This is a genomic window from Enterocloster lavalensis (genome assembly GCF_046603895.1).
Taxonomy (GTDB): Bacteria; Bacillota; Clostridia; order Lachnospirales; family Lachnospiraceae; genus Enterocloster; species Enterocloster lavalensis.
This window is the reverse complement of sequence record NZ_CP176637.1, coordinates 2,017,113-2,036,818: the sequence shown is the minus strand read 5'-3', so window position 1 is coordinate 2,036,818 and position 19,706 is coordinate 2,017,113. Positions and strand designations below refer to the sequence as shown.

General features: G+C 56.0%; 22 protein-coding genes. 18 read left to right on the top strand and 4 right to left on the bottom strand.

Features of this window, described 5'->3' with window-relative positions; genetic code table 11:
- The first annotated feature begins 232 nt into the window (after positions 1 to 232).
- The 9 genes from ACK2JC_RS08960 to ACK2JC_RS08920 all read left to right on the top strand — a co-directional run bounded on the left by ACK2JC_RS08960 (position 233) and on the right by ACK2JC_RS08920 (position 6,739).
- Positions 233 to 1,099, top strand: a complete 867-nt coding sequence (locus ACK2JC_RS08960; protein ID WP_320938043.1) for an energy-coupling factor transporter ATPase — start codon at positions 233 to 235, stop codon at positions 1,097 to 1,099.
- A gap of 1 nt (position 1,100) precedes the next feature.
- The gene (locus ACK2JC_RS08955; protein WP_092366174.1) at positions 1,101 to 1,949 is read left to right on the top strand and encodes an energy-coupling factor transporter ATPase; all 849 of its coding nucleotides are present in this window, start codon (positions 1,101 to 1,103) and stop codon (positions 1,947 to 1,949) included.
- An 8-nt stretch (positions 1,950 to 1,957) separates the two neighbouring features.
- Positions 1,958 to 2,758, top strand: a complete 801-nt coding sequence (locus ACK2JC_RS08950; protein WP_118755937.1) for an energy-coupling factor transporter transmembrane component T family protein — start codon at positions 1,958 to 1,960, stop codon at positions 2,756 to 2,758.
- Between the two features lie 28 nt (positions 2,759 to 2,786).
- On the top strand, positions 2,787 to 3,557 hold the full coding sequence (gene truA, locus ACK2JC_RS08945) for a tRNA pseudouridine(38-40) synthase TruA (RefSeq protein ID WP_320938042.1): 771 nt from the start codon (positions 2,787 to 2,789) through the stop codon (positions 3,555 to 3,557).
- Between the two features lie 219 nt (positions 3,558 to 3,776).
- On the top strand, positions 3,777 to 4,205 hold the full coding sequence (gene rplM, locus ACK2JC_RS08940; protein WP_092366181.1) for a 50S ribosomal protein L13: 429 nt from the start codon (positions 3,777 to 3,779) through the stop codon (positions 4,203 to 4,205).
- 24 nt (positions 4,206 to 4,229) lie between these two features.
- Positions 4,230 to 4,622 carry a 30S ribosomal protein S9 gene (gene rpsI, locus ACK2JC_RS08935; protein ID WP_024738025.1) on the top strand — a complete coding sequence of 131 codons (393 nt, stop codon included), beginning with the start codon at positions 4,230 to 4,232 and terminating at the stop codon, positions 4,620 to 4,622.
- 339 nt (positions 4,623 to 4,961) lie between these two features.
- Entirely contained in the window at positions 4,962 to 5,672 is a 711-nt protein-coding gene (locus ACK2JC_RS08930; RefSeq protein ID WP_320938041.1) for a hypothetical protein, read from the top strand.
- Positions 5,673 to 5,741: 69 nt separating this feature from the next.
- On the top strand, positions 5,742 to 6,227 hold the full coding sequence (locus ACK2JC_RS08925; RefSeq protein ID WP_092366188.1) for an RNA polymerase sigma factor: 486 nt from the start codon (positions 5,742 to 5,744) through the stop codon (positions 6,225 to 6,227).
- Between the two features lie 2 nt (positions 6,228 to 6,229).
- Entirely contained in the window at positions 6,230 to 6,739 is a 510-nt protein-coding gene (locus ACK2JC_RS08920) for a zf-HC2 domain-containing protein (protein ID WP_320938040.1), read from the top strand.
- On the opposite strand, the gene ACK2JC_RS08915 is transcribed toward ACK2JC_RS08920, so the two are convergent.
- A complete protein-coding gene (locus ACK2JC_RS08915; protein WP_368271146.1) occupies positions 6,693 to 7,064 on the bottom strand; it encodes a DUF6783 domain-containing protein in 372 nt (123 codons plus the stop codon). The two genes, ACK2JC_RS08920 and ACK2JC_RS08915, sit on opposite strands and share 47 nt — an antisense overlap.
- On the opposite strand from ACK2JC_RS08915, the gene ACK2JC_RS08910 reads away from it, so the two are divergent.
- Entirely contained in the window at positions 7,029 to 7,121 is a 93-nt protein-coding gene (locus tag ACK2JC_RS08910) for a DUF6783 domain-containing protein (protein ID WP_320938049.1), read from the top strand. The two genes, ACK2JC_RS08915 and ACK2JC_RS08910, sit on opposite strands and share 36 nt — an antisense overlap.
- Here ACK2JC_RS08910 and ymfI read toward each other — a convergent pair.
- Positions 7,093 to 7,824, bottom strand: coding sequence for an elongation factor P 5-aminopentanone reductase (gene ymfI / locus ACK2JC_RS08905; protein ID WP_118755940.1), 732 nt, complete (start codon positions 7,822 to 7,824; stop codon positions 7,093 to 7,095). The two genes, ACK2JC_RS08910 and ymfI, sit on opposite strands and share 29 nt — an antisense overlap.
- A 254-nt stretch (positions 7,825 to 8,078) precedes the next feature.
- Here ymfI and trxB point away from each other — a divergent pair, with 254 nt between their 5' ends.
- From trxB to ACK2JC_RS08890, 3 genes are all read left to right on the top strand, one after another.
- Positions 8,079 to 8,993, top strand: coding sequence for a thioredoxin-disulfide reductase (gene trxB / locus ACK2JC_RS08900; RefSeq protein WP_330391445.1), 915 nt, complete (start codon positions 8,079 to 8,081; stop codon positions 8,991 to 8,993).
- 18 nt (positions 8,994 to 9,011) lie between these two features.
- A complete protein-coding gene (locus ACK2JC_RS08895) occupies positions 9,012 to 10,466 on the top strand; it encodes an SH3 domain-containing C40 family peptidase (RefSeq protein WP_092366200.1) in 1,455 nt (484 codons plus the stop codon).
- Between the two features lie 173 nt (positions 10,467 to 10,639).
- Positions 10,640 to 11,554: a DMT family transporter gene (locus tag ACK2JC_RS08890; protein WP_118755941.1), complete on the top strand. Its 915-nt coding sequence runs from the start codon at positions 10,640 to 10,642 to the stop codon at positions 11,552 to 11,554.
- A gap of 95 nt (positions 11,555 to 11,649) precedes the next feature.
- Here ACK2JC_RS08890 and hpf read toward each other — a convergent pair whose 3' ends face one another.
- A complete protein-coding gene (hpf, locus tag ACK2JC_RS08885) occupies positions 11,650 to 12,180 on the bottom strand; it encodes a ribosome hibernation-promoting factor, HPF/YfiA family (protein ID WP_320938038.1) in 531 nt (176 codons plus the stop codon).
- Positions 12,181 to 12,935: 755 nt separating this feature from the next.
- Between hpf and secA the strand changes: the two genes are divergently transcribed.
- The 5 genes from secA to ACK2JC_RS08860 all read left to right on the top strand — a co-directional run bounded on the left by secA (position 12,936) and on the right by ACK2JC_RS08860 (position 19,224).
- Entirely contained in the window at positions 12,936 to 15,506 is a 2,571-nt protein-coding gene (secA, locus tag ACK2JC_RS08880; protein ID WP_092366206.1) for a preprotein translocase subunit SecA, read from the top strand.
- A 105-nt stretch (positions 15,507 to 15,611) separates the two neighbouring features.
- A protein-coding gene (gene prfB, locus ACK2JC_RS08875; RefSeq protein WP_107435815.1) for a peptide chain release factor 2 occupies positions 15,612 to 16,749 on the top strand; the annotation gives its coding sequence in 2 pieces (ribosomal slippage) (positions 15,612 to 15,686 and positions 15,688 to 16,749; 1,137 coding nt in all).
- A 296-nt stretch (positions 16,750 to 17,045) separates the two neighbouring features.
- Positions 17,046 to 17,489 (top strand): ACT domain-containing protein, encoded by a 444-nt coding sequence (locus ACK2JC_RS08870; RefSeq protein WP_007707517.1) that lies wholly within the window; start codon positions 17,046 to 17,048, stop codon positions 17,487 to 17,489.
- Positions 17,490 to 17,583: 94 nt separating this feature from the next.
- Positions 17,584 to 18,825, top strand: a complete 1,242-nt coding sequence (locus ACK2JC_RS08865; protein WP_107435791.1) for a homoserine dehydrogenase — start codon at positions 17,584 to 17,586, stop codon at positions 18,823 to 18,825.
- Between the two features lie 57 nt (positions 18,826 to 18,882).
- On the top strand, positions 18,883 to 19,224 hold the full coding sequence (locus tag ACK2JC_RS08860; protein ID WP_227170415.1) for a DUF2752 domain-containing protein: 342 nt from the start codon (positions 18,883 to 18,885) through the stop codon (positions 19,222 to 19,224).
- Between the two features lie 11 nt (positions 19,225 to 19,235).
- On the opposite strand, the gene ACK2JC_RS08855 is transcribed toward ACK2JC_RS08860, so the two are convergent.
- Positions 19,236 to 19,670: a DUF4190 domain-containing protein gene (locus tag ACK2JC_RS08855; protein WP_007707507.1), complete on the bottom strand. Its 435-nt coding sequence runs from the start codon at positions 19,668 to 19,670 to the stop codon at positions 19,236 to 19,238.
- Positions 19,671 to 19,706: the final 36 nt, after the last annotated feature.

Sequence of the window (19,706 nt, the reverse complement as noted above, 5' to 3'; positions counted from 1 at the left end):
CCTGTGCACCCCTGCCCGCTTTCTCTCACCCGCGGGGGACCGGGCGGGGAAAGATGGAAAAAATTTAAATTTATTTGGGGGCTGCGGTGCGGGGGTGCCGGGCTTTTTTTGGTTGAAAGAGCGGGAAAATGGGATTGTCTCTTATTTTATGCGTGGGGTTGTCTTGACTTATGGGGGGATATCAACTACAATTTAAAAACGAAATGCAGTATGCAGATAAGGACGGGACCGTATGGGAATCGTAAAGGCTTCGAAGCTGATTTTTGAATATATCCGAAGGGATGAGGAAGAGAACGTAGAGGAAGTGAAGCGGGCCATTGATGATGTGGACGTGGATATTAAGAAGGGGGACTTTGTGGCTGTTTTGGGGCATAATGGCTCCGGGAAGTCTACGTTTGCGAAGCATATTAATGGGATTTTGATGCCTTCTGAGGGTACGGTCTGGGTTTCGGGGATGGATACCAGGGACGAGGAGCATATCTGGGATGTGCGTAAGGCCGCGGGTATGGTGTTCCAGAACCCGGATAACCAGATTATCGGCAATGTGGTGGAGGAGGACGTGGGATTCGGCCCGGAGAATATGGGGATTCCTACGGAGGAAATCTGGCGCAGGGTGGATGAGAGTTTGGAGGCCGTGGGGATGACGGCTTACCGGCTGCAGTCCCCGAATAAATTGTCCGGCGGGCAGAAGCAGCGGGTGGCGATCGCCGGGGTGATGGCGATGCGGCCTCAGTGTATTATATTGGACGAGCCGACGGCTATGCTGGACCCCAATGGGCGTAAGGAAGTGATCCGTACCCTGAGGGAATTGAACCGGGTGGAGAAGATTACGGTGCTGTTGATTACCCATTATATGGAAGAAGCGGTGCACGCGGACCGGATCATCGTGATGGACGATGGGAGGATCGTGATGGACGGCAAGCCCAGGGAGATTTTTTCGCGGGTGAAGGAGTTAAAGAGCCACGGACTGGACGTTCCGCAGGCCACGGAGCTGGCCTGGGAGCTGAAGGAGGCGGGCATGCCACTTGGCGACGGGATTTTGGGCCGCAGGGAGCTGGTGGAGCAGTTGGTTCCGCTTCTGAAGAAGCAGGGAGAGTAAAATGTCGATCAAAGCAGTGGATTTGAATTTTGTGTACGGCGCCGGTACCGCGTTTGAGCAGAAGGCGCTGAAACATGTCAATTTTGAGATACAGGACGGGGAGTTTGTGGGGCTGATCGGCCACACCGGGTCCGGGAAGTCCACGCTGATTCAGCACTTAAACGGGCTGGAGCGGGCGACCAGCGGCCAGATTCTGTACAATGGGGAAGATATTTACGCGGAAGGGTATGATATGAAGGGGCTGCGCAGCAAGGTGGGACTGGTGTTCCAGTACCCCGAGCATCAGCTGTTCGAGGTGGACGTGCTGACGGACGTGTGCTTTGGCCCGAAGAATCAGGGGCTTTCCGCGGAGGAGGCCGGGGAGCGGGCGAAGAAGGCGCTGGAGCTGGTGGGGCTTGACGAGTCCTTTTACGCACAGTCGCCCTTTGAGCTGTCCGGGGGACAGAAACGCCGGGTGGCGATCGCCGGAGTGCTGGCCATGGAGCCGGAGGTGCTGATACTTGACGAGCCAACGGCCGGGCTGGACCCCAGGGGACGGGATGAGATTCTGGATCAGATCGACCAACTGCACCGGGAGCGGGGGATGACGATTATTCTGGTTTCCCACAGCATGGAGGACGTGGCGCGCTACGCCGACCGGCTGCTGGTGATGAATCACGGCGAGAAGGTATTTGACGGGCCGCCCAAGGAGGTGTTCCGCCATTACCGGGAACTGGAGGCCATCGGGCTGGCTGCGCCTCAGATCACGTACCTGGTGCACGATCTGCGGGAGCGCGGAATCGACATCGATGAGGATATCACCACGGTCGCAGAGGCCAGGGAGGCCATTCTCAGGCTTTACAGACAATAGGAGCGGAAATGTTAAGAGAGATTACGCTGGGACAATATTATCCGGTAGATTCTGCGGTTCACCGCCTGGACCCCAGAACCAAACTGTTCGGGACAATGGTATTCATTATCTCACTTTTTATGGCGGACAGCCTGTGGGCGTACCTGCTGGCCACGGTGGTTTTAGGCCTGGTGATCCGGGCGACCAGGGTGCCGTTTAAGTTTATGGTGCGGGGGCTGCGGGCAGTGCTGGTGCTGCTGCTCATCAGCGTCAGCTTTAACCTGTTTTTGACCGATGGTACTATAATTGTAAAATTCTGGATTTTTAAGATCACCCACGAGGGTGTGCGGCTGGCCGGATTTATGGCGCTGCGCCTGATCTATCTGGTGATCGGCTCCTCGGTGATGACGCTGACCACTACGCCCAACCAGCTGACGGACGGCCTGGAGAAAAGCCTTGGGTTTTTAAACAAAGTGGGGGTTCCGGTGCACGAGGTGTCCATGATGATGTCCATCGCGCTGCGCTTTATCCCCATTCTGGTGGAGGAGACGGACAAGATCATGAAGGCGCAGATGGCAAGGGGCGCGGACTTTGAGTCCGGAAACCTGATCCGAAAGGCCAAGGCAATGGTGCCGCTGCTGGTGCCGCTGTTTATCTCCGCGTTCCGTCGGGCTACGGATCTGGCGATGGCCATGGAGGCGCGCTGCTACCGCGGCGGAGAGGGCAGGACCAAGATGAAACCGCTGCATTACCGGGCGGCGGACCGGACGGCCTATCTTTTGTATGCAGTGTACATTGCCGCGATGGTGGGGATTCGGGTGTACCTGTAAGGCATTTCATATGGAAGGAATCGGAAACATGAGACGGATTCGCCTGGTGGTGGCCTACGACGGCACCAATTACCACGGCTGGCAGTACCAGCCCAATGCGGTGACAATCGAGGAAGTGCTGAACAAGGCGCTGACAGAGCTTTTGAGGGAACCCATCGCCGTGATCGGCGCCAGCCGCACGGACGCGGGGGTGCACGCGCGGGGAAATGTGGCGGTGTTCGACACGGAGAACCGCATGGCGGCGGATAAGATCTGTCTGGCGGTGAACCAGCGGCTGCCTGAGGATATCCGGGTGCAGAGCTCGGGGGAGGTGGCCCCGGACTGGCATCCCAGAAAGCAGCGGTGCGTCAAGACTTACGAGTATAAAATCTTAAACCGCAGGATCGAGGTGCCGGACAAGCGCCTGTACACATACCACTGCTATTACGATCTGGATTTGGAGAAAATGCGCCGGGCCGCGTCCTTTATCGTGGGCGAGCACGATTTCAAAAGCTTTTGCAGCGCCAAAACCCAGGTCACGGACACTGTGCGGACCGTGTACAGCCTGACCGTGGAGCGGGATCAGGAGGATGTGATCACCATCCGGATCACCGGGAGCGGATTTCTCTACAATATGGTGCGGATCATCGCAGGCACACTGCTGTGGGCCGGAACCGGTCTGATCCGGCCGGAGGAGGTGGCGGAGATTCTGGCGGCGGAGGACAGGCGCAAGGCCGGCCCCACGGCTCCGGCCAAGGGACTTATGCTGATTCGGATGTTTTATCCCGACGAAATGCAGGAGCAGGCGGAAAAAACGTGAAAAACAGGCATTTTTAAGCATTTTTAGGCGAGAAAGTGGTTGACACGCCCGGGTGAATGTAATATAATATAAAACTGTGACATTAGCAAAGAATGCTTAGCCATTGCCCCGGAGTAAGCATTTGACTGATAAATACTTCCCATATTTATCATGCATACAGAGGGCGCCTGAAGGCGCGCGTCAGGTAGAATAAGGTTGAATTTAACAGGAGGTTGACCAATGAAGAGTTTTATGGCTAGTCCAGCGACAATCGAGAGAAAATGGTATGTAGTTGATGCGACCGGATATACATTAGGACGTTTAGCTTCAGAAGTGGCTAAGGTATTAAGAGGAAAGAACAAACCGACTTTCACTCCCCACATGGATTGCGGCGATTACGTGATCATTGTGAACGCGGACAAGGTGAAAGTGACCGGTAAGAAATTAGATCAGAAGATTTATTACAACCACTCCGAGTATGTGGGCGGAATGAGAGAGACCACACTGCGTGAGATGATGGCTAAGAAGCCTGAGAAGGTTGTAGAGTTAGCCGTTAAAGGTATGCTTCCCAAGGGGACTCTGGGCAGAAGCATGTTTGACAAGCTTCATGTATACGCCGGCCCGGATCATCAGCAGGCAGCTCAGAAGCCCGAAGTTTTAACATTTTAATGAGGAATGGAGGAAGAAAATATCATGGCTAGCGCAAAATTTTACGGAACAGGCAGAAGAAAAAAATCCATCGCCAGAGTATATTTAGTACCGGGTACCGGCAACATCACCATCAACAAGAGAACCATTGATGAGTACCTTGGACTTGAGACATTAAAGTTAATCGTTCGTCAGCCCTTAGTAGCGACCGAGACCAGCGACAAGTTCGACGTTCTGGTAAACGTTCGCGGCGGCGGCTTTTCCGGACAGGCGGGTGCAATCCGTCACGGAATCTCCAGAGCTCTGCTTCAGGCGGATGCCGAGTACAGACCGGTCCTGAAGAAAGCCGGATACCTGACCAGAGACCCGAGAATGAAAGAGAGAAAGAAGTACGGCTTAAAGGCTGCACGTCGCGCTCCGCAGTTCTCCAAGCGTTAATCGCGTTCAGGATCTACAATTCGCAGACACATTCAAAACCTTCCGGGATTTCCCGGAAGGTTTTTTTGTGATGCATCCGGCGGCGCGCATACCCGGGATCAGGTCCTGCGGGCCGACAGACCGGTGTGACTGTCCCCTCCTGTAACGTCCAGAACACCCTTACCACGGACGCGCTGGGCCGGCCGAAATCCCCCCTGTCCGCGTTCAAAACGGGCCGCAGAATATTAATAATAATGGATGGATTATATTAAGAGTTTGGTAATATTATTTTTTCCCAGAAAATGTATAATAGAACAAACAGCACCGTGATCTGGTGGAAGTGGATGGGAGGAAATGATTGTGAGAATGAGTCGAATGTCAGCAATTTTGTTTGCCGCGGTTATGTCGGCCGCGCAGTTGTCGGCCTGCGGCCGTTACGCGGAGATTGAGACCGCCGGGCAGACGGCGGATGCAACTTCCGGGGAGGCTGCGCCGGAAGCGGCAGAGAGCGCGGCGGGTGAGGGCGCAGCGGCAGAGAGCGGTTCCCAGGCCGGGGAAACGCCGTCCGCGGATCCCGGGACGCAGGCCCCGGTTGAGAGCGGCGCTGGGGATGGCGCCCAAAGTCTGATTCCGGAGAGCGGGAATCCGGAGGCGTCGGACCAGGGAGCGGATGCGGAGGCATTTTTCAATCAGAGCGGCATGTCCAAGGAGGAGGCCGCGGCCTTTGTCTCCACGTTTCTGGAGGCCGTAAAGGCGGACAACCGGGAGGCGGTGGCGGGAATGATCCGATATCCGCGCCAGGTCAAAACGCCTGCGGGTGAGGCCCAGGTTGCGGGAGCGGAGGAATTTCTGGCATACTACGATGAGATTTTCACACCGGATTTCAGGAAAAAACTGGAAGAAACCCCGGCCACAGATCTGTTCTGCAAGGACGGCCTGATCGGATTGGGGGACGGGAGCGTGTGGTTTTACCCAGCAACGGTTGAGGACGACATGAGCATCACTTCAGTCAATGTCTCCGCTGACCGCTATGTGCGTTACGGCGGTCCCTCCGGCGTACAGCCCGGATAAAAAATAATTTCATTTAAGTGTAACATTCCTTCATTTTGCGGATCTAATAGGCAGAAGGAGGTGGCGCAGATGGCAGCAAGCGATGAGGTTGAGGTATTATACCGCCAGTATTCCCAGGCGGTGTACGGTTATCTGCTTTCCATGTGCAGGGACCGGCATGCGGCGGAGGATATTCTCCAGTCTACTTTTTTGCAGGTGATCAGGGGGATCGCAGGGTTTCGCGGGGAAGGTTCCGTGAAGACCTGGATTTTCACCATCGCCCGGAATGAATATTTCCGATGGCTGCGCCGGAATCCGCCCTCCCTTCCCTTAGACGAGTCCATACCGGCTCCGTCGGACCTGGCCGGGGATTACCGGGAACGGGAAAAGCTCCGGGCGGCGTTTGATTATTTAAACGGCCTGGATGAACCGCAACGAAGCCTGATGTGCCTGCGGATTTTCGGCGGGCTGTCCTTCCGGGAGATCGCGATCCTGCAGGGCAGAACCGAGGTGTGGGCCCGGGTGAACTTTATGCGCTGCAAGAACCGTATGCTGGAGCATTTGGAGGAGGAATGAAGATGGAACGGAACGATTGCGCGATTGTGCGGGATCTTATACCCATGTACGGGGAGGACCTGCTGAGTGAAGAGACAAGAGATTATATGAGGGATCATATGGAGCACTGCGGCGAATGCCGCAAATACCTGGAGCAGTGCCTGCGGGAGGTGCAGGTGCCGGTGGAGCCGCCCGCGCGGGAGACGGACAAAAAGATCATCCGCGGGATGCGTTTCCGTCTGATCTGGTATCTCTTCTGGCCGTCGCTTTACGCGGTCTGTCTGCAATTCGGAAAAGAAGGGACGCTGAGATTTTTTGGAATCGCTCTGATTTTGACTGCGTGGATCACCATCGGAACACATCATTACGAGTATAATTTTGATTTGGACGACACAAAGCGCGAATTTTATCAGAGGGAAGAGAAAAGTATCAGGGAACACAAAGGCACCTTCCTGACCCAGGGCCTGCTGCTGTGTCTGCCTGTGTTCATTCCCTTTGCCATCGGAGTGGCCGGCATGCTGCTGGGCGGTTGACCCGTCTTTTGGAACAAATCATACGGATAGAAAAATCCCCCGGAGGAAACTCCGGGGGTTTTCTGAAATAGAGTGCAAAACCATCAAAAATGGGGGATTGGTGGGTGTAAATCAGTGGTTCATATGGGAATATTCTACACCCTGGAGTTACTCCAAGGTCAATGCATGTAAGGAATTTGTAAGGATTTCCCCTGGAGCGTGTCTGAAAATTCATTCCCGCCATCTGCCATAAGGAATCCCCCAGGCTTTGCCTGGTACCCCTTAGGACAAGGCCCGCTACGTCTCCCTCATCGGGGCCAAATCTCCCACAAAGTGGGACGCACATCTGACGGAAAGCAATTTCCAGACACGCTCTAAATCCATCCCCCGTCCAGGCCGATGACCTGACCGGTCAGGTAAGCGTTTTTGTAGCCAAGATGGTAGACCAGATCCGCCACCTCCTCGGCCGAACCCAGACGCCCGGCCGGGATATCCTCCACCAGGGAGATGAGCTCGTCCTCCTCCATCCACTGGTTCATCTCCGTGTCGATGGCGCCGCAGGCCACGGCGTTCACCTGGATATTGGAGGGGGCCAGCTCCTTTGCCAGGGCTTTGGTCAGCGCGTTGATTCCGCCCTTGGTGGCGGAGTACGCGGTCTCGCAGGAGGCGCCCACCACGCCCCAGACCGAGGACACGTTGACGATTTTTCCCTGTTTCTGGCGCACCATGTAGGGAATGGCCAGCTTACAGCAGTTAAAGACCGAGGTCAGGTTGACGTGGAGCATCCGCTCCCAGTCCTCGGAGGACATGTCCTGCAAAAGTCCGATGTAAGAGATTCCGGCGTTGTTCACCAGCACGTCCACGCCTCCGAACCGGCTGCGGATCTGGGAAAATAACGTTTCACAGCTTTTGAGATCCCCCATGTCGCCCAGATAGGCCAGGCAGGGGGCCTGAAAGCTTTCGATTTCACGTCTGGTCTGCTCCAGCTGCTCGGCCCGGTGGACGCAGCTGATCACCACGTTGTATCCCTTCTTGGCAAATTTGATCGCCACGGCTTTGCCGATTCCCCTGGAAGCTCCTGTTACCAAAACAGTTTTGCGCGGCATATGCTGCCTCCTTTCAGTGGTGCTCTTCCAAATATTGTATCCCTTGCAGTTATTATAAACATTCGCCGGACCGATTTCAAGTGATTGGCGGATAAAGTGCGTTTGGTGGATTGTGAATTGTAAGAAAATCGGGTACAACAAATGGAAACCTTGTGCTATAATAATTTGTAGTTGCATAAAAACGATAAAATGGCTGCAGGAAGGTATTTTTGCTACCGCAGACAGAAATAATAACAGAAAAGGACTGAGAGATTATGACGAGATATGATTTGATTATTATCGGTTCCGGACCGGCGGGACTTGCGGCGGCGATCTACGCCCAGAGAGCGAGGCTGAACACCCTGGTGGTGGAGAAGGCTATGGTGAGTGGAGGACAGGTGCTGACCACCTACGAGGTGGACAATTATCCCGGCCTTCCCGGCATGGGCGGATACGACCTGGGCATGAAGCTGCGGGAGCACGCGGACGCTCTGGGCGCGGTGTTTGCGGAGGACGAGGTGGTCCGGGTGGAGAACGACGGGGAGATCAAGCGGGTGGTCTGCGAGCAGGAGACCTATGAGGCCAAAGCACTGATCATCGCCACCGGCGCTCATCACCGGAAGCTGGGAGTTCCCGGCGAGGAGGAGCTGGCAGGGGCGGGCGTTTCCTACTGCGCCACCTGTGACGGAGCGTTTTTCCGCAACAAGGTGACCGCGGTGGTGGGCGGCGGCGACGTGGCCGTGGAGGACGCCATTTTCCTGGCCAGAATGTGTACCAAGGTGTATGTGATCCATCGCCGCGACCAGCTGCGGGCTGCCAAGAGCCTGCAGGAGACTCTGCTCTCCCTGCCAAACGTGGAGATGGTGTGGGACAGCGTGGCGGACGAGATCATCGGCGACGGACGGGTGGAACAGCTGAAGGTGACCAATGTCAAGACCGGCGAGTCCCAGAACCTGGAAGTTCAGGGCGTGTTTATCGCGGTTGGCATCACGCCGGAGAGCCAGGCCTTTAACGGGCTGGTGGAGACGGATCACGGTTATATCAAGGCCGGCGAGGACTGTGCCACTTCCGTGCCGGGCATCTTCGCGGCGGGAGATGTGCGCACCAAACCCCTGCGCCAGATCGTGACCGCGGCGGCGGATGGAGCCAATGCGGTGACCAGCGCGGAACACTATCTGATGGGCAACTAGGAGGAGGAGCGCGTTCCAATGAAGAAAGTGGCGAAAATACTCATCGCCGGGGGCGTTTGCTCGGTTTTCTGGGCGATGCCGGCCAGCGCTTCGACGAACCTGGAGACCAGTTCCTCACTGGCGGGCATCTCCGTGGCGCTCAACAATTTCTACGCCAGCACCGAGGAGCCGGAGCAGGCCCTTGCGTCTGTTTTTGACGCGGCTGCCGCCACTTCCGTGGCATCCGGCGGCGGAGGCGGGGGCGGACAAGCAGCTCAGGGCGGGCAGTCCGGCGAGACGGCTGCCGCCACTACAGCGGCTCCGGAGACCACCAAGGCCAAGTCCTCTCCCTACGACAACGTTGCGGTGTCCAAGGTGAACGGTTATGTGAATATCCGCACCGAGGCCAACACCACCAGCGGCGTGACCGGCAAGATCTACAACGACAGCGCGGCCACTATTCTGGACACGGTGGACGGCGAGGGCGGAAAGTGGTATAAGATCAAGTCCGGTTCCGTGACCGGATACATTAAAGCAGAATATTTTGTCACCGGCGCGGAGGCAGAGACCAAAGCCAAGCAGGTGGGGACCCAGTACGGCACCGTGGTCGGCACTCCCACCCTGCGCCTGCGCAAGAGCCCGGATCTGACCAGCCAGACGCTGACCCTGCTGGCCGAGGGCGCCCATTATGTGGTGCTGGAGGAGCAGGGGGATTTCCTCAAGGTGGCGGTGGACTCGGACCTGGAAGGGTATGTGTTCAAGGATTATATGAACACTACGGTGGAGTTCCAGAAAGCGGTATCCGTGGAGGAGGAGAAAGCCAAAGCTGAGGATGAGGCCAAACGCAAGAAGGAGGCCGAGGAAGCCATCCGAAAGCTGGAGGAGGCCAAGGAAGCGGAGCGGAAGAAGACGACCACCGCCGCGGAGACGACGAAAAAGGAGACTACCACGGCGGCTACCACCAAGTCCAACGGCAACACGGCGGACGGCACCATCCCGGTGAATCCCGAGCAGGGCGGAGGGGAGAGCGCGGCAGCGCCCACCACGGCCAAAGAAACCACCACATCCAAACCCAAGGAGACCACAATCGCCGTGGGACCGGGCGGTGGAGGAAGTTCCGGCGAGGTGACCTCGGCCACGCGCACGGCCATTGTGGCTTACGCCAGACAGTTCTTAGGCAACCCCTATGTCTACGGCGGCACCAGCCTCACAAGCGGCGCGGACTGCTCCGGCTTTGTCATGAGCGTGTACGCCCATTTCGGGATCAGCACGGGAAGAAGCTCCAGAGACCAGGCGGCCAAGGGAAGAACGATCCCGACCAGCGAGGTGAAGCCCGGCGACCTGCTGTTCTATGCCAGCGGGGATTATATCAACCATGTGGCGATCTACATAGGCGGAGGACAGGTAATCCACGCCAGCACGCCCACCACCGGAATCTGCCTGGCTCCGGCCAACTACCGGACGCCGTGCAAGGCGGTTACATTCCTGGATTAAGGCGGCCGGAACGGTTTTGCAGTCCGGCGGCTGCGTTAAAAAAATAATGCGAGGGGGACCGGAAGGGTCCCTCTCTTATTGAGTGCAATGAGCCTTTGGCCCATTGCAGACTACCGTGAACCGCGGGGCAGGTCTTTGGGCCTGCCGTGCGGCCGCGTGAAAGAGGTTTTGGTATGGAAGAGACATTGAAACAGGAAGATTTGAGGGAGAAAATGATCCGGGACCGGCATAAGGGCATCGCGTGCATCGTGCTGTCCGCGCTTTGCTTTGCCTTTATGAACGTATTTATCCGGGCCGCCGGGGACCTGCCGTCCCTGCAGAAGGTGTTTTTCCGCAACCTGATCGCGTTTTTTGCGGCCTGGTTTGTGATGCGCCGCAAGCATGTGGCATTTTCCGGGAAAAAGTCCAATCTGCTGCTGCTCGTCTGCCGTTCCATGTTCGGTCTGGTGGGCATGATGGGCAACTTTTACGCGGTGGACCACCTGGTGCTGGCGGACGCTTCCATGCTGAACAAGATGTCGCCGTTTTTTGCCATTCTGTTCAGCATGCTGATTTTGAAGGAGAGCCTGTCGTTTAAACAGGTCGCCGCGGTGTTGGGCGCGTTTGCGGGAAGCCTGCTGATCATCAAGCCCACCGGATTTGATATACAGAGCCCCGCGGCGGCAGTGGGGCTTCTGGGAGGGATGGGCGCCGGGATCGCCTACACCTTTGTGCGGATTTTGGGAAAGCGGGGGGAGGCAGGGCCCTTTATCGTGTGCTTTTTCTCCGGCTTTTCCACGCTGATGCTGTTGCCGGTATTTATTCTCAACTACCACCCAATGACGGCCTGGCAGCTGGGCAGCCTGCTGATGGCGGGCGTGGCGGCGACCGGAGGGCAGTTCGGCATAACGGCGGCCTACTGCTACGCGCCGGCCCGGGATATCTCGGTCTACGACTACTCGCAGATCGTATTTTCCGCCATCCTGGGATTTTTCCTGTTCGGCCAGCTGCCGGATGTGTACAGCTGGATGGGATACGGGGTGATCTGCGCCATGGCGGTGTGGATGTTCTTTATGGAGCGGAACGGCGGGGCGAAGGCCCGGGCGTGAGCGTGAGAGCGGGAGCTTTGGGTCGCACCGCAGGATTGTGGGCAAAGAGTAAGGAGGGGTGTCGGACCCCTCCTTATCTGTATTTATGAAATTGTTTAAAACTCCGGTTCAATCAGTCCGTAAGTGTTGTTCTTACGCTTGTACACCACGTTCACCTGGTCGGTGTCGGAATTGAGGAATACATAGAAATTGTGTCCCAGCATCTCCATCTGCAGGCAGGCTTCCTCGGGAATCGTGGGTTTGATTGCGAACTTTTTGGTCTTGACGATACGGATATCATCCTCCTGCTCGTCCTCTTCCTCGTCGATAAACGCCTGGGAGAAGGAGAGAGCGGCCTGTTTCTTGTCAATCAGTTTCTTTCTATAACGTCTGATCTGACGTTCAATCACCTCTTCCACCAAATCGATGGAGACATACATATCGGTGCTGGACTCCTCGGCGCGGATGGTGTTGCCCTTGACGGGAATCGTCACCTCGATCTTCTGCCGGTCTTTCTGTGCGCTGAGCGCTACAATCACTTCGGTGTCCGGTGTGAAGAAGTGTTCCAATTTTCCGATCTTCTTTTCGACGGCGGCCTTCAAACCTGGAGTTACCTCAATATTTCGTCCTGTTATGGTATAACGCATACAATCAACTCCTTTTCTTGAGATAGGGTAATTATATCATATTTATTCCGAAAATACAATCGAATTCAATAAAATGTTAGGACAATTTGTCTTAATTTTTTCTAAAAATGCGCTTTGGGCGGGCGAAGCGTCTATTGAATTCCTATTAGAAGTGTTCCCGAAATGTCAAGAGAAATGCTTGTATTTAATTTTGAAATTATTAAGTTTATGAGAACTGTACAAAAATTAAGATTCCGCTAACCGACAGGGGGGAAAGGTGAAAAACAGGTCGAAAATTGTGGATAATGTGGACAACTCGGTGCATAACTCGATTTTCACGTAAAATGGAGGGTTCTGGGTGGGGATAAAAATGGGGAATCTGTGTGTGGATAACTGTGGAGAGTGTGGATAAGTCGGTGGACGAACATACATTTTGTGCAATGTGCTTGGTTGACAATAAGTTCTCAATCTGGGGGGCGTCCGGGGGACATCCATGGGGCATTTGCCTTTTAAGCGGGACGGCCGGAAAACCTGGAAACCCTTGATATTACTGGGAAAAGTGTGACCAAAATGTTAATTTTGTATTAACTTGTTGAATAAATTCCGGCTTAGTGCTACAATAAGTAAGATTGTATCGTAGGCGCAGCAGCTGTATCCATGTAAAACCAAGGAATAAGCGGGACTGAGATGACAAATACTAGAAATTATTAAGAAGCAGTGTGGATGCGCCGGTTGGAAATGTATTTTATATAAGGAAGAAGTTAGGAGAGTATACCATGAACGTAATTGAGAAAGTGTTCGGGACTCACAGTGAGAGAGAGCTGAAGCTGATCAGGCCTATCGTAGCGAAGATTGAAAGCCTGCGCCCGGAGATGGTGGCAAAGTCCGACGAGGAACTGCGCGACCAGACCAGGATTTTTAAGGAGCGGCTGGAAAAGGGAGCTACCCTGGACGATATTTTGCCTGAGGCATTTGCCACTGTCCGTGAGGCGGCAAGAAGAACGCTGAATATGGAGCATTTCCCCGTGCAGCTGATCGGCGGCATTGTACTGCATCAGGGACGTATTGCAGAGATGCGAACAGGTGAAGGTAAGACGTTGGTATCCACCTGTCCCGCATACCTGAATGCGCTGGCGGGAAAAGGCGTACAGATCGTTACGGTCAATGACTATCTGGCAAAGCGTGACGCGGAGTGGATGGGACAGGTTCACCAGTTCCTGGGACTGACCGTGGGCGTGGTTTTAAATGATATGAATTCCGATGACCGCAGAAAAGCCTATGCCTGCGACATCACCTATGTAACCAACAACGAGCTGGGATTCGATTACCTGCGCGATAACATGTCCATTTACAAGGAGCAGCTGGTTCTGCGGGATCTGGACTACTGCATCATCGACGAGGTTGACTCCGTTCTGATCGACGAGGCGAGAACGCCCCTGATCATTTCCGGGCAGAGCGGCAAGTCCACCAAGCTGTACGAGGTCTGCGATATTCTGGCCCGCCAGCTGGAGAAGGGCACCGTTTCCAAGGAGTTCTCCAAGATCGACGCCATCATGGGCGAAGATGTGGAGGAGACCGGCGACTTCGTGGTGGATGAGAAGGATAAGGTGGTAAACCTGACCGAGGACGGCGTGAAGAAAGTGGAGGATTTCTTCCACATCGAGAACCTGGCCGACCCGGAGAACCTGGAGATCCAGCACAATATCATTCTGGCCCTGCGCGCCAACTACCTGATGTTCCGCGACAAGGACTATGTGGTGAAGGACGGCGAGGTTCTGATCGTCGACGAGTTCACCGGCCGTATTATGCCGGGCCGCCGTTATTCCGACGGTCTGCACCAGGCCATCGAGGCAAAGGAGCACGTGAGCGTGCGCCGCGAGAGCCGCACCCTGGCCACCATCACCTTCCAGAACTTCTTTAACAAGTTCAAGAAGAAAGCGGGTATGACCGGTACCGCCCAGACCGAGGAGAAGGAGTTCCGTAACATCTACTCCATGGACGTTATCACCATCCCCACCAACCGTCCCATGATCCGTAAGGATATGGAGGACGCGGTTTACAAGACCAAGAAAGAAAAGTACAAAGCGGTTGTGGAGTCCGTGCAGGAAGCCCACGACAAGGGACAGCCGGTTCTGGTGGGCACCATCGCCATCGAGACCTCCGAGCTGCTCAGCAACATGCTGCGCAAGCGCGGTATTCCCCATAAAGTATTGAACGCCAAGTTCCACGAGCTGGAGGCTGAGATCGTGGCGGACGCCGGTATCCACGGCGCCGTGACCATCGCCACCAACATGGCCGGCCGTGGTACGGATATCAAGCTGGACGACGAGGCCAAGGAGCTGGGCGGATTAAAGATCATCGGCACAGAGCGCCATGAGTCCCGCCGTATCGATAACCAGCTGCGCGGACGTTCCGGACGTCAGGGAGACCCGGGTGAATCCCGCTTCTACCTGTCCCTGGAGGACGATCTGCTGCGCCTGTTCGGCTCTGACCGTCTGATGAAGATGTTCGAGGCCATGGGCGTGCCCGAGGGCGAGCAGATTGAGCACAAGATGCTCTCCAACGCCATCGAGAAGGCCCAGATGAAGATCGAGAGCAACAACTACGGCATCCGTGAGCAGCTGCTCAAGTATGACGAGGTGAATAACGAGCAGCGCGAGGTGATTTATCAGGAGCGCCGCAAGGTTCTGGACGGCGACAACATGCGCGATCTGGTTCTGAAGATGATCACCGACATCGTGGAGAACGCCGTGGATATGTCCATCTCCGACGAGCAGACTCCCGAGAACTGGGATCTGAAGGAATTAAATACCCTGCTTCTGCCGGTGATTCCGTTAAAGCCCATCACGCTGACGGAAGAGCGCAAGAAGATGAAGAAGAACGAGTTAAAGCACATGCTCAAGGAAGAGGCCATCAAGCTGTACGAGACCAAGGAGGCCGAGTTCCCGGAGCCGGAGCAGATCCGCGAGATCGAGCGCGTGGTGCTTTTGAAGGTCATCGACAACAAGTGGATGGCTCACTTGGACGATATGGATCAGCTGCGCGAGGGCATCGGCCTGCAGGCTTACGGCCAGCGCGATCCGGCGGTTGAGTACAAGATGCAGGGCTATGAGATGTACGAGGCCATGATGGCTTCCATCCAGGAGGAGACCGTGCGCATCCTGTTCCACATCCGCGTGGAGCAGAAGGTGGAGCGCGAGCCCGCCGCCAAGGTGACCGGCACCAACAAGGACGATTCCTCTCCCAGCGCACCCAAGAAACGCGCCGAGCAGAAGATTTACCCCAACGATCCCTGCCCCTGTGGTTCCGGCAAAAAGTATAAGCAGTGCCACGGAAGAATCAAATAAAAGGGAATTTTTTCCAGATAGAAAAGGCCGGTATGCATTGGCATTTACCGGCCTTTTAAAATAAAGCGGCCCCACAAATTAAATTTTATGAAAGAAGGTGAAGCTGTGGTTGAGTTAGATAATTTTAAGTATACGTTGTCAACGTATGACAAACCATTAGTGGAAGTGAGGGATTCACTTTGACCTGGACAACAAGGTCAGACGAATCGCTGAGTTAGACAAATCCATGGAGGAGCCGGGCTTTTGGGACGACCCCGAGAAATCCACGCGTATGGTCCGCGAGGCCAAGAACTTAAAGGACGACGTGGAGACTTACCGGGAGCTGGAACAGGAGTACGACGATATCCAGGTGATGATCCAGATGGGCTACGAGGAGAACGACGCTTCCGTGATCCCGGATATCCAGGAGATGCTGGATCATTTTATCAAAACGCTGGAGGACATGCGCTTAAAGCTGCTCCTGTCCGGCGAGTACGACAAGAACAACGCTATTCTGCGCCTGAACGCGGGCGCGGGCGGCACGGAGTCCTGCGACTGGTGCAGCATGCTCTACCGTATGTACTGCCGCTGGGCGGAGCGCAAGGGCTTCAAGTACGAGGTGCTGGACTTCTTAGACGGCGATGAGGCGGGCATCAAGTCCGTCACCATCCAGGTGAACGGGGAGAACGCCTACGGCTATCTGCGCTCCGAGCACGGCGTGCACCGTCTGGTGCGAATCTCGCCCTTCAACGCGGCGGGCAAGCGCCAGACTTCCTTTGTGTCCTGCGACGTGATGCCCGACATCGAGGCAGACCTGGACGTGGAGGTCAATGCGGACGATATCCGCGTGGACACCTACCGTTCCAGCGGCGCGGGCGGCCAGCACATCAACAAGACTTCCTCGGCCATCCGCATCACCCACATGCCCACCGGCATCGTGGTGACCTGCCAGAACGAGCGGTCCCAGTTCCAGAACAAGGATAAGGCCATGCAGATGTTGAAGGCCAAGCTGTACATGCTCAAGCAGCAGGAGAGCGCGGCCAAAGCCGCAGGCATCCGCGGCGAGGTGAAGGACATCGGCTGGGGTAACCAGATCCGTTCCTACGTGCTTCAGCCCTACACCATGGTCAAGGACCACCGGACCGGTGAGGAGAGCGGCAATGTGGACGCGGTGCTGGACGGCAGCATCGATTCCTTCATCAGCGCCTACCTGCGCTGGATGAGCCTGGGCTGCCCTAACAAGAACGCGTCGGTTGACGACTGACAAGCGCGACGTTAATACGCGAGATAAACCGTTTGCCGCGGCATCCGGCCCCTTTTCGGGGGACGGGGCCGCGGTATTTTGAATGGGAGGGCCGGCTGGGGAGAACATTGGTGTCCGCGCCGTTTCCAGGGCTTGCGTTTTTGCGGGTACACGCCCATAAAAATGAAAAATCAGTTGCATTTTCATGGGAAATGTGCTAACATCTTCCACATGAGTACAGATGTATTTCTAATACGGACATATGGACGGAGGCAGTTCGCAGGCCGCCGGAGATCAGATTTCGTGAAAGGACGTATATGGAGGACAAGAGTAAATACTTTGTAGTAAAACAGAAGGCGGTGCCGGAAGTGCTTTTAAAGGTGGTTGAGGCCAAAAAGCTGCTGGAATCGGAGCGCGCGATCACGGTGCAGGAGGCCACCGACAAGGTGGGCATCAGCCGCAGCTCGTTTTATAAGTACAAGGACGACATTTTCCCGTTCTACGACAACACCAAGGGAAAGACGATCACTCTGGTGGTCCAGATGGACGACGAGCAGGGGCTGCTCAGCGACCTGCTGCACGTGGTGGCGGTCTACAAGGCCAATATTCTGACCATCCACCAGAGTATCCCGGTCAATGGCGTGGCCACGCTGACCCTCAGCGTGGAGGTGCGGGAGAACACGGGGAATGTGTCCAGCATGGTGGAGGAGCTGGAGGAGCTGGACGGCATCCACTATGTGAAGATACTGGCCAGGGAGTGAGAGACGGCCTTTCGGGGCCGGTATGATTTTGCCGCAAAGGGCGGCGGGACGGGCAGGGACTGCCCATTCAATCAATGACAGGGAGTGTGTGGACATGATAAAAGTAGCGGTAATGGGATACGGGACCATCGGTTCCGGCGTAGCGGAGATATTGGATCAGAACCGGGATGTGATCGCCGGGCAGGCGGGGCAGGATGTGGAATTAAAGTACGTCCTGGATCTGCGGGATTTTCCGGACAGCCCGGTGGCGGACAAGATTGTCCACGATTTCAAGGTGATCGAGCAGGACGGGGAAGTGGAGATTGTGGTGGAGACCATGGGCGGCCTGAATCCGGCCTACCCCTTCGTGAAGGCCTGCCTGGAGGCCGGCAAGCATGTAATCACCTCCAACAAGGCGCTGGTGGCGGCCTACGGCACCGAGCTGTTGCAGATCGCCCGGGACAAAAACGTGAATTTCTTTTTTGAGGCCAGCGTGGGCGGCGGCATCCCCATCATCCGGCCCCTGTACCGCTGCCTGATGGGCGAGCGCATCGAGGAGATCACCGGCATTTTAAACGGCACCACCAACTTTATCCTGACCAAGATGGATAAGGAAGGAGCTTCCTTTGAGGGCGCGCTGAAGGAGGCCCAGAACCTGGGCTATGCGGAGCGCAACCCGGAGGCGGACGTGGAGGGACACGACACCTGCCGCAAGATCGCCATTCTCACCGCCATGGCTACGGGCCGGGAGGTGAATTTCGAGGATATCTACACGGAAGGGATCACGAAGATCACGGACGTGGACTTTAAATACGCGGAGAAAATGGGAACCTCGGTGAAGCTGTTCGGAACCAGCCGTATAAGCGGCGGCCGGGTCAGCGCCTTTGTGGCCCCGGTGATGATCGGCAAGGACCATCCGCTGTACGCGGTTAGCGATGTTTACAACGGCATCATGGTGCGCGGTAATATGCTGGGAACGTCCATGTTCTACGGCAGCGGCGCGGGCAAGCTGCCCACCGCCAGCGCGGTGATCGCGGACATCATCGAGGCGGCTCAGAACATGAAGCGTAATGTCCGCCTGGGCTGGACGTCTGAGCGCCAGGCCGTGGAGCCCATGGACCGGGTTTCTTTCCGGTATTTTATCCGTATGGCGGGCACCTACCGCAACAAGGAGCAGGACGTGCGCGCCGCCTTCGGACCGGTGGAGGTGGTGGAGCTCTACGGAATGGACGAATTTGCCGTGCTCACCCGGGAGATGACCGAGGGCGAAATGAAAGCCGCGGTTTCCGGCTACAACGCGGCAGAGGCCGAGCGCTCGGAGTACGGCGTCAAGCAGACGATCCGGGCAATGGTCTAAAATTGCGTCCGGAGTGGAGTGAGCGAATTGAAAACGATCATACGATTTGTTGAATTTATGGCAGGGCAGGGGTTTCCCTGCCTGTTCCATCTTATGACGGGACTTTACTGCCCCGGCTGCGGCGGGACCCGGGCGGTCCGCGCTCTGCTCAGGGGCGACCTGGCCATGAGCTTCCAGTATCATCCGCTGGTGCTCTACATGGCGGCGGTGATTCTGGCCGAGGCGGTGAGCTTCGGGATCGCCAGGGCAACAAAAAACCCCAGATGGTTTCTGGGGCATGTGCTTGGCTTTGTCTATATCGGGGTGGGGATCATCCTGGCCAACTGGATATTTAAAAATTATATGCTGGTGTTTCAGGGCGTTGACCTGATACCGCCGTGGCCGTACTGGACAACCTAGTCCGGCACCCCTTAGGGCATCGGCAGGGAATCCATAGGCACGCCGTAAACCTGCTCGAACACCTGCTTGAACTGTTTGATCATCTCGCTGAGATAGGGCCATTTCTCCGGCTCGCGGATGGCGCTGTAGTATGCGATCATGGCGTAGCAGACAAAGAAGGTCAGAGCCACGGCCACCGCGCAGAGCACCAGGCCGATGACAGCGTGGGTGCAGAAGGATTTCTTGGGGCGGATGTCCGCGTTCCGGGACATGATGGCCATGACGATGCCGATGGCGCCGCAGATCAGACCGCTGGGGAAACAGCAGCAGGCGCAGAGCACGCCCACGATGCCGGCCACCATGGAGCAGATGGCAAGGCGCTCGGAGGAATCGCCGGGCTGGGAGTTTTTCGGCTGTTTCTGATCGGAAGCGATATATTTATTCTGAAGATCCGGTTTTTCATTCATAATGTATGCTGGTTGCCTTTCCTGGTGATTGAACGG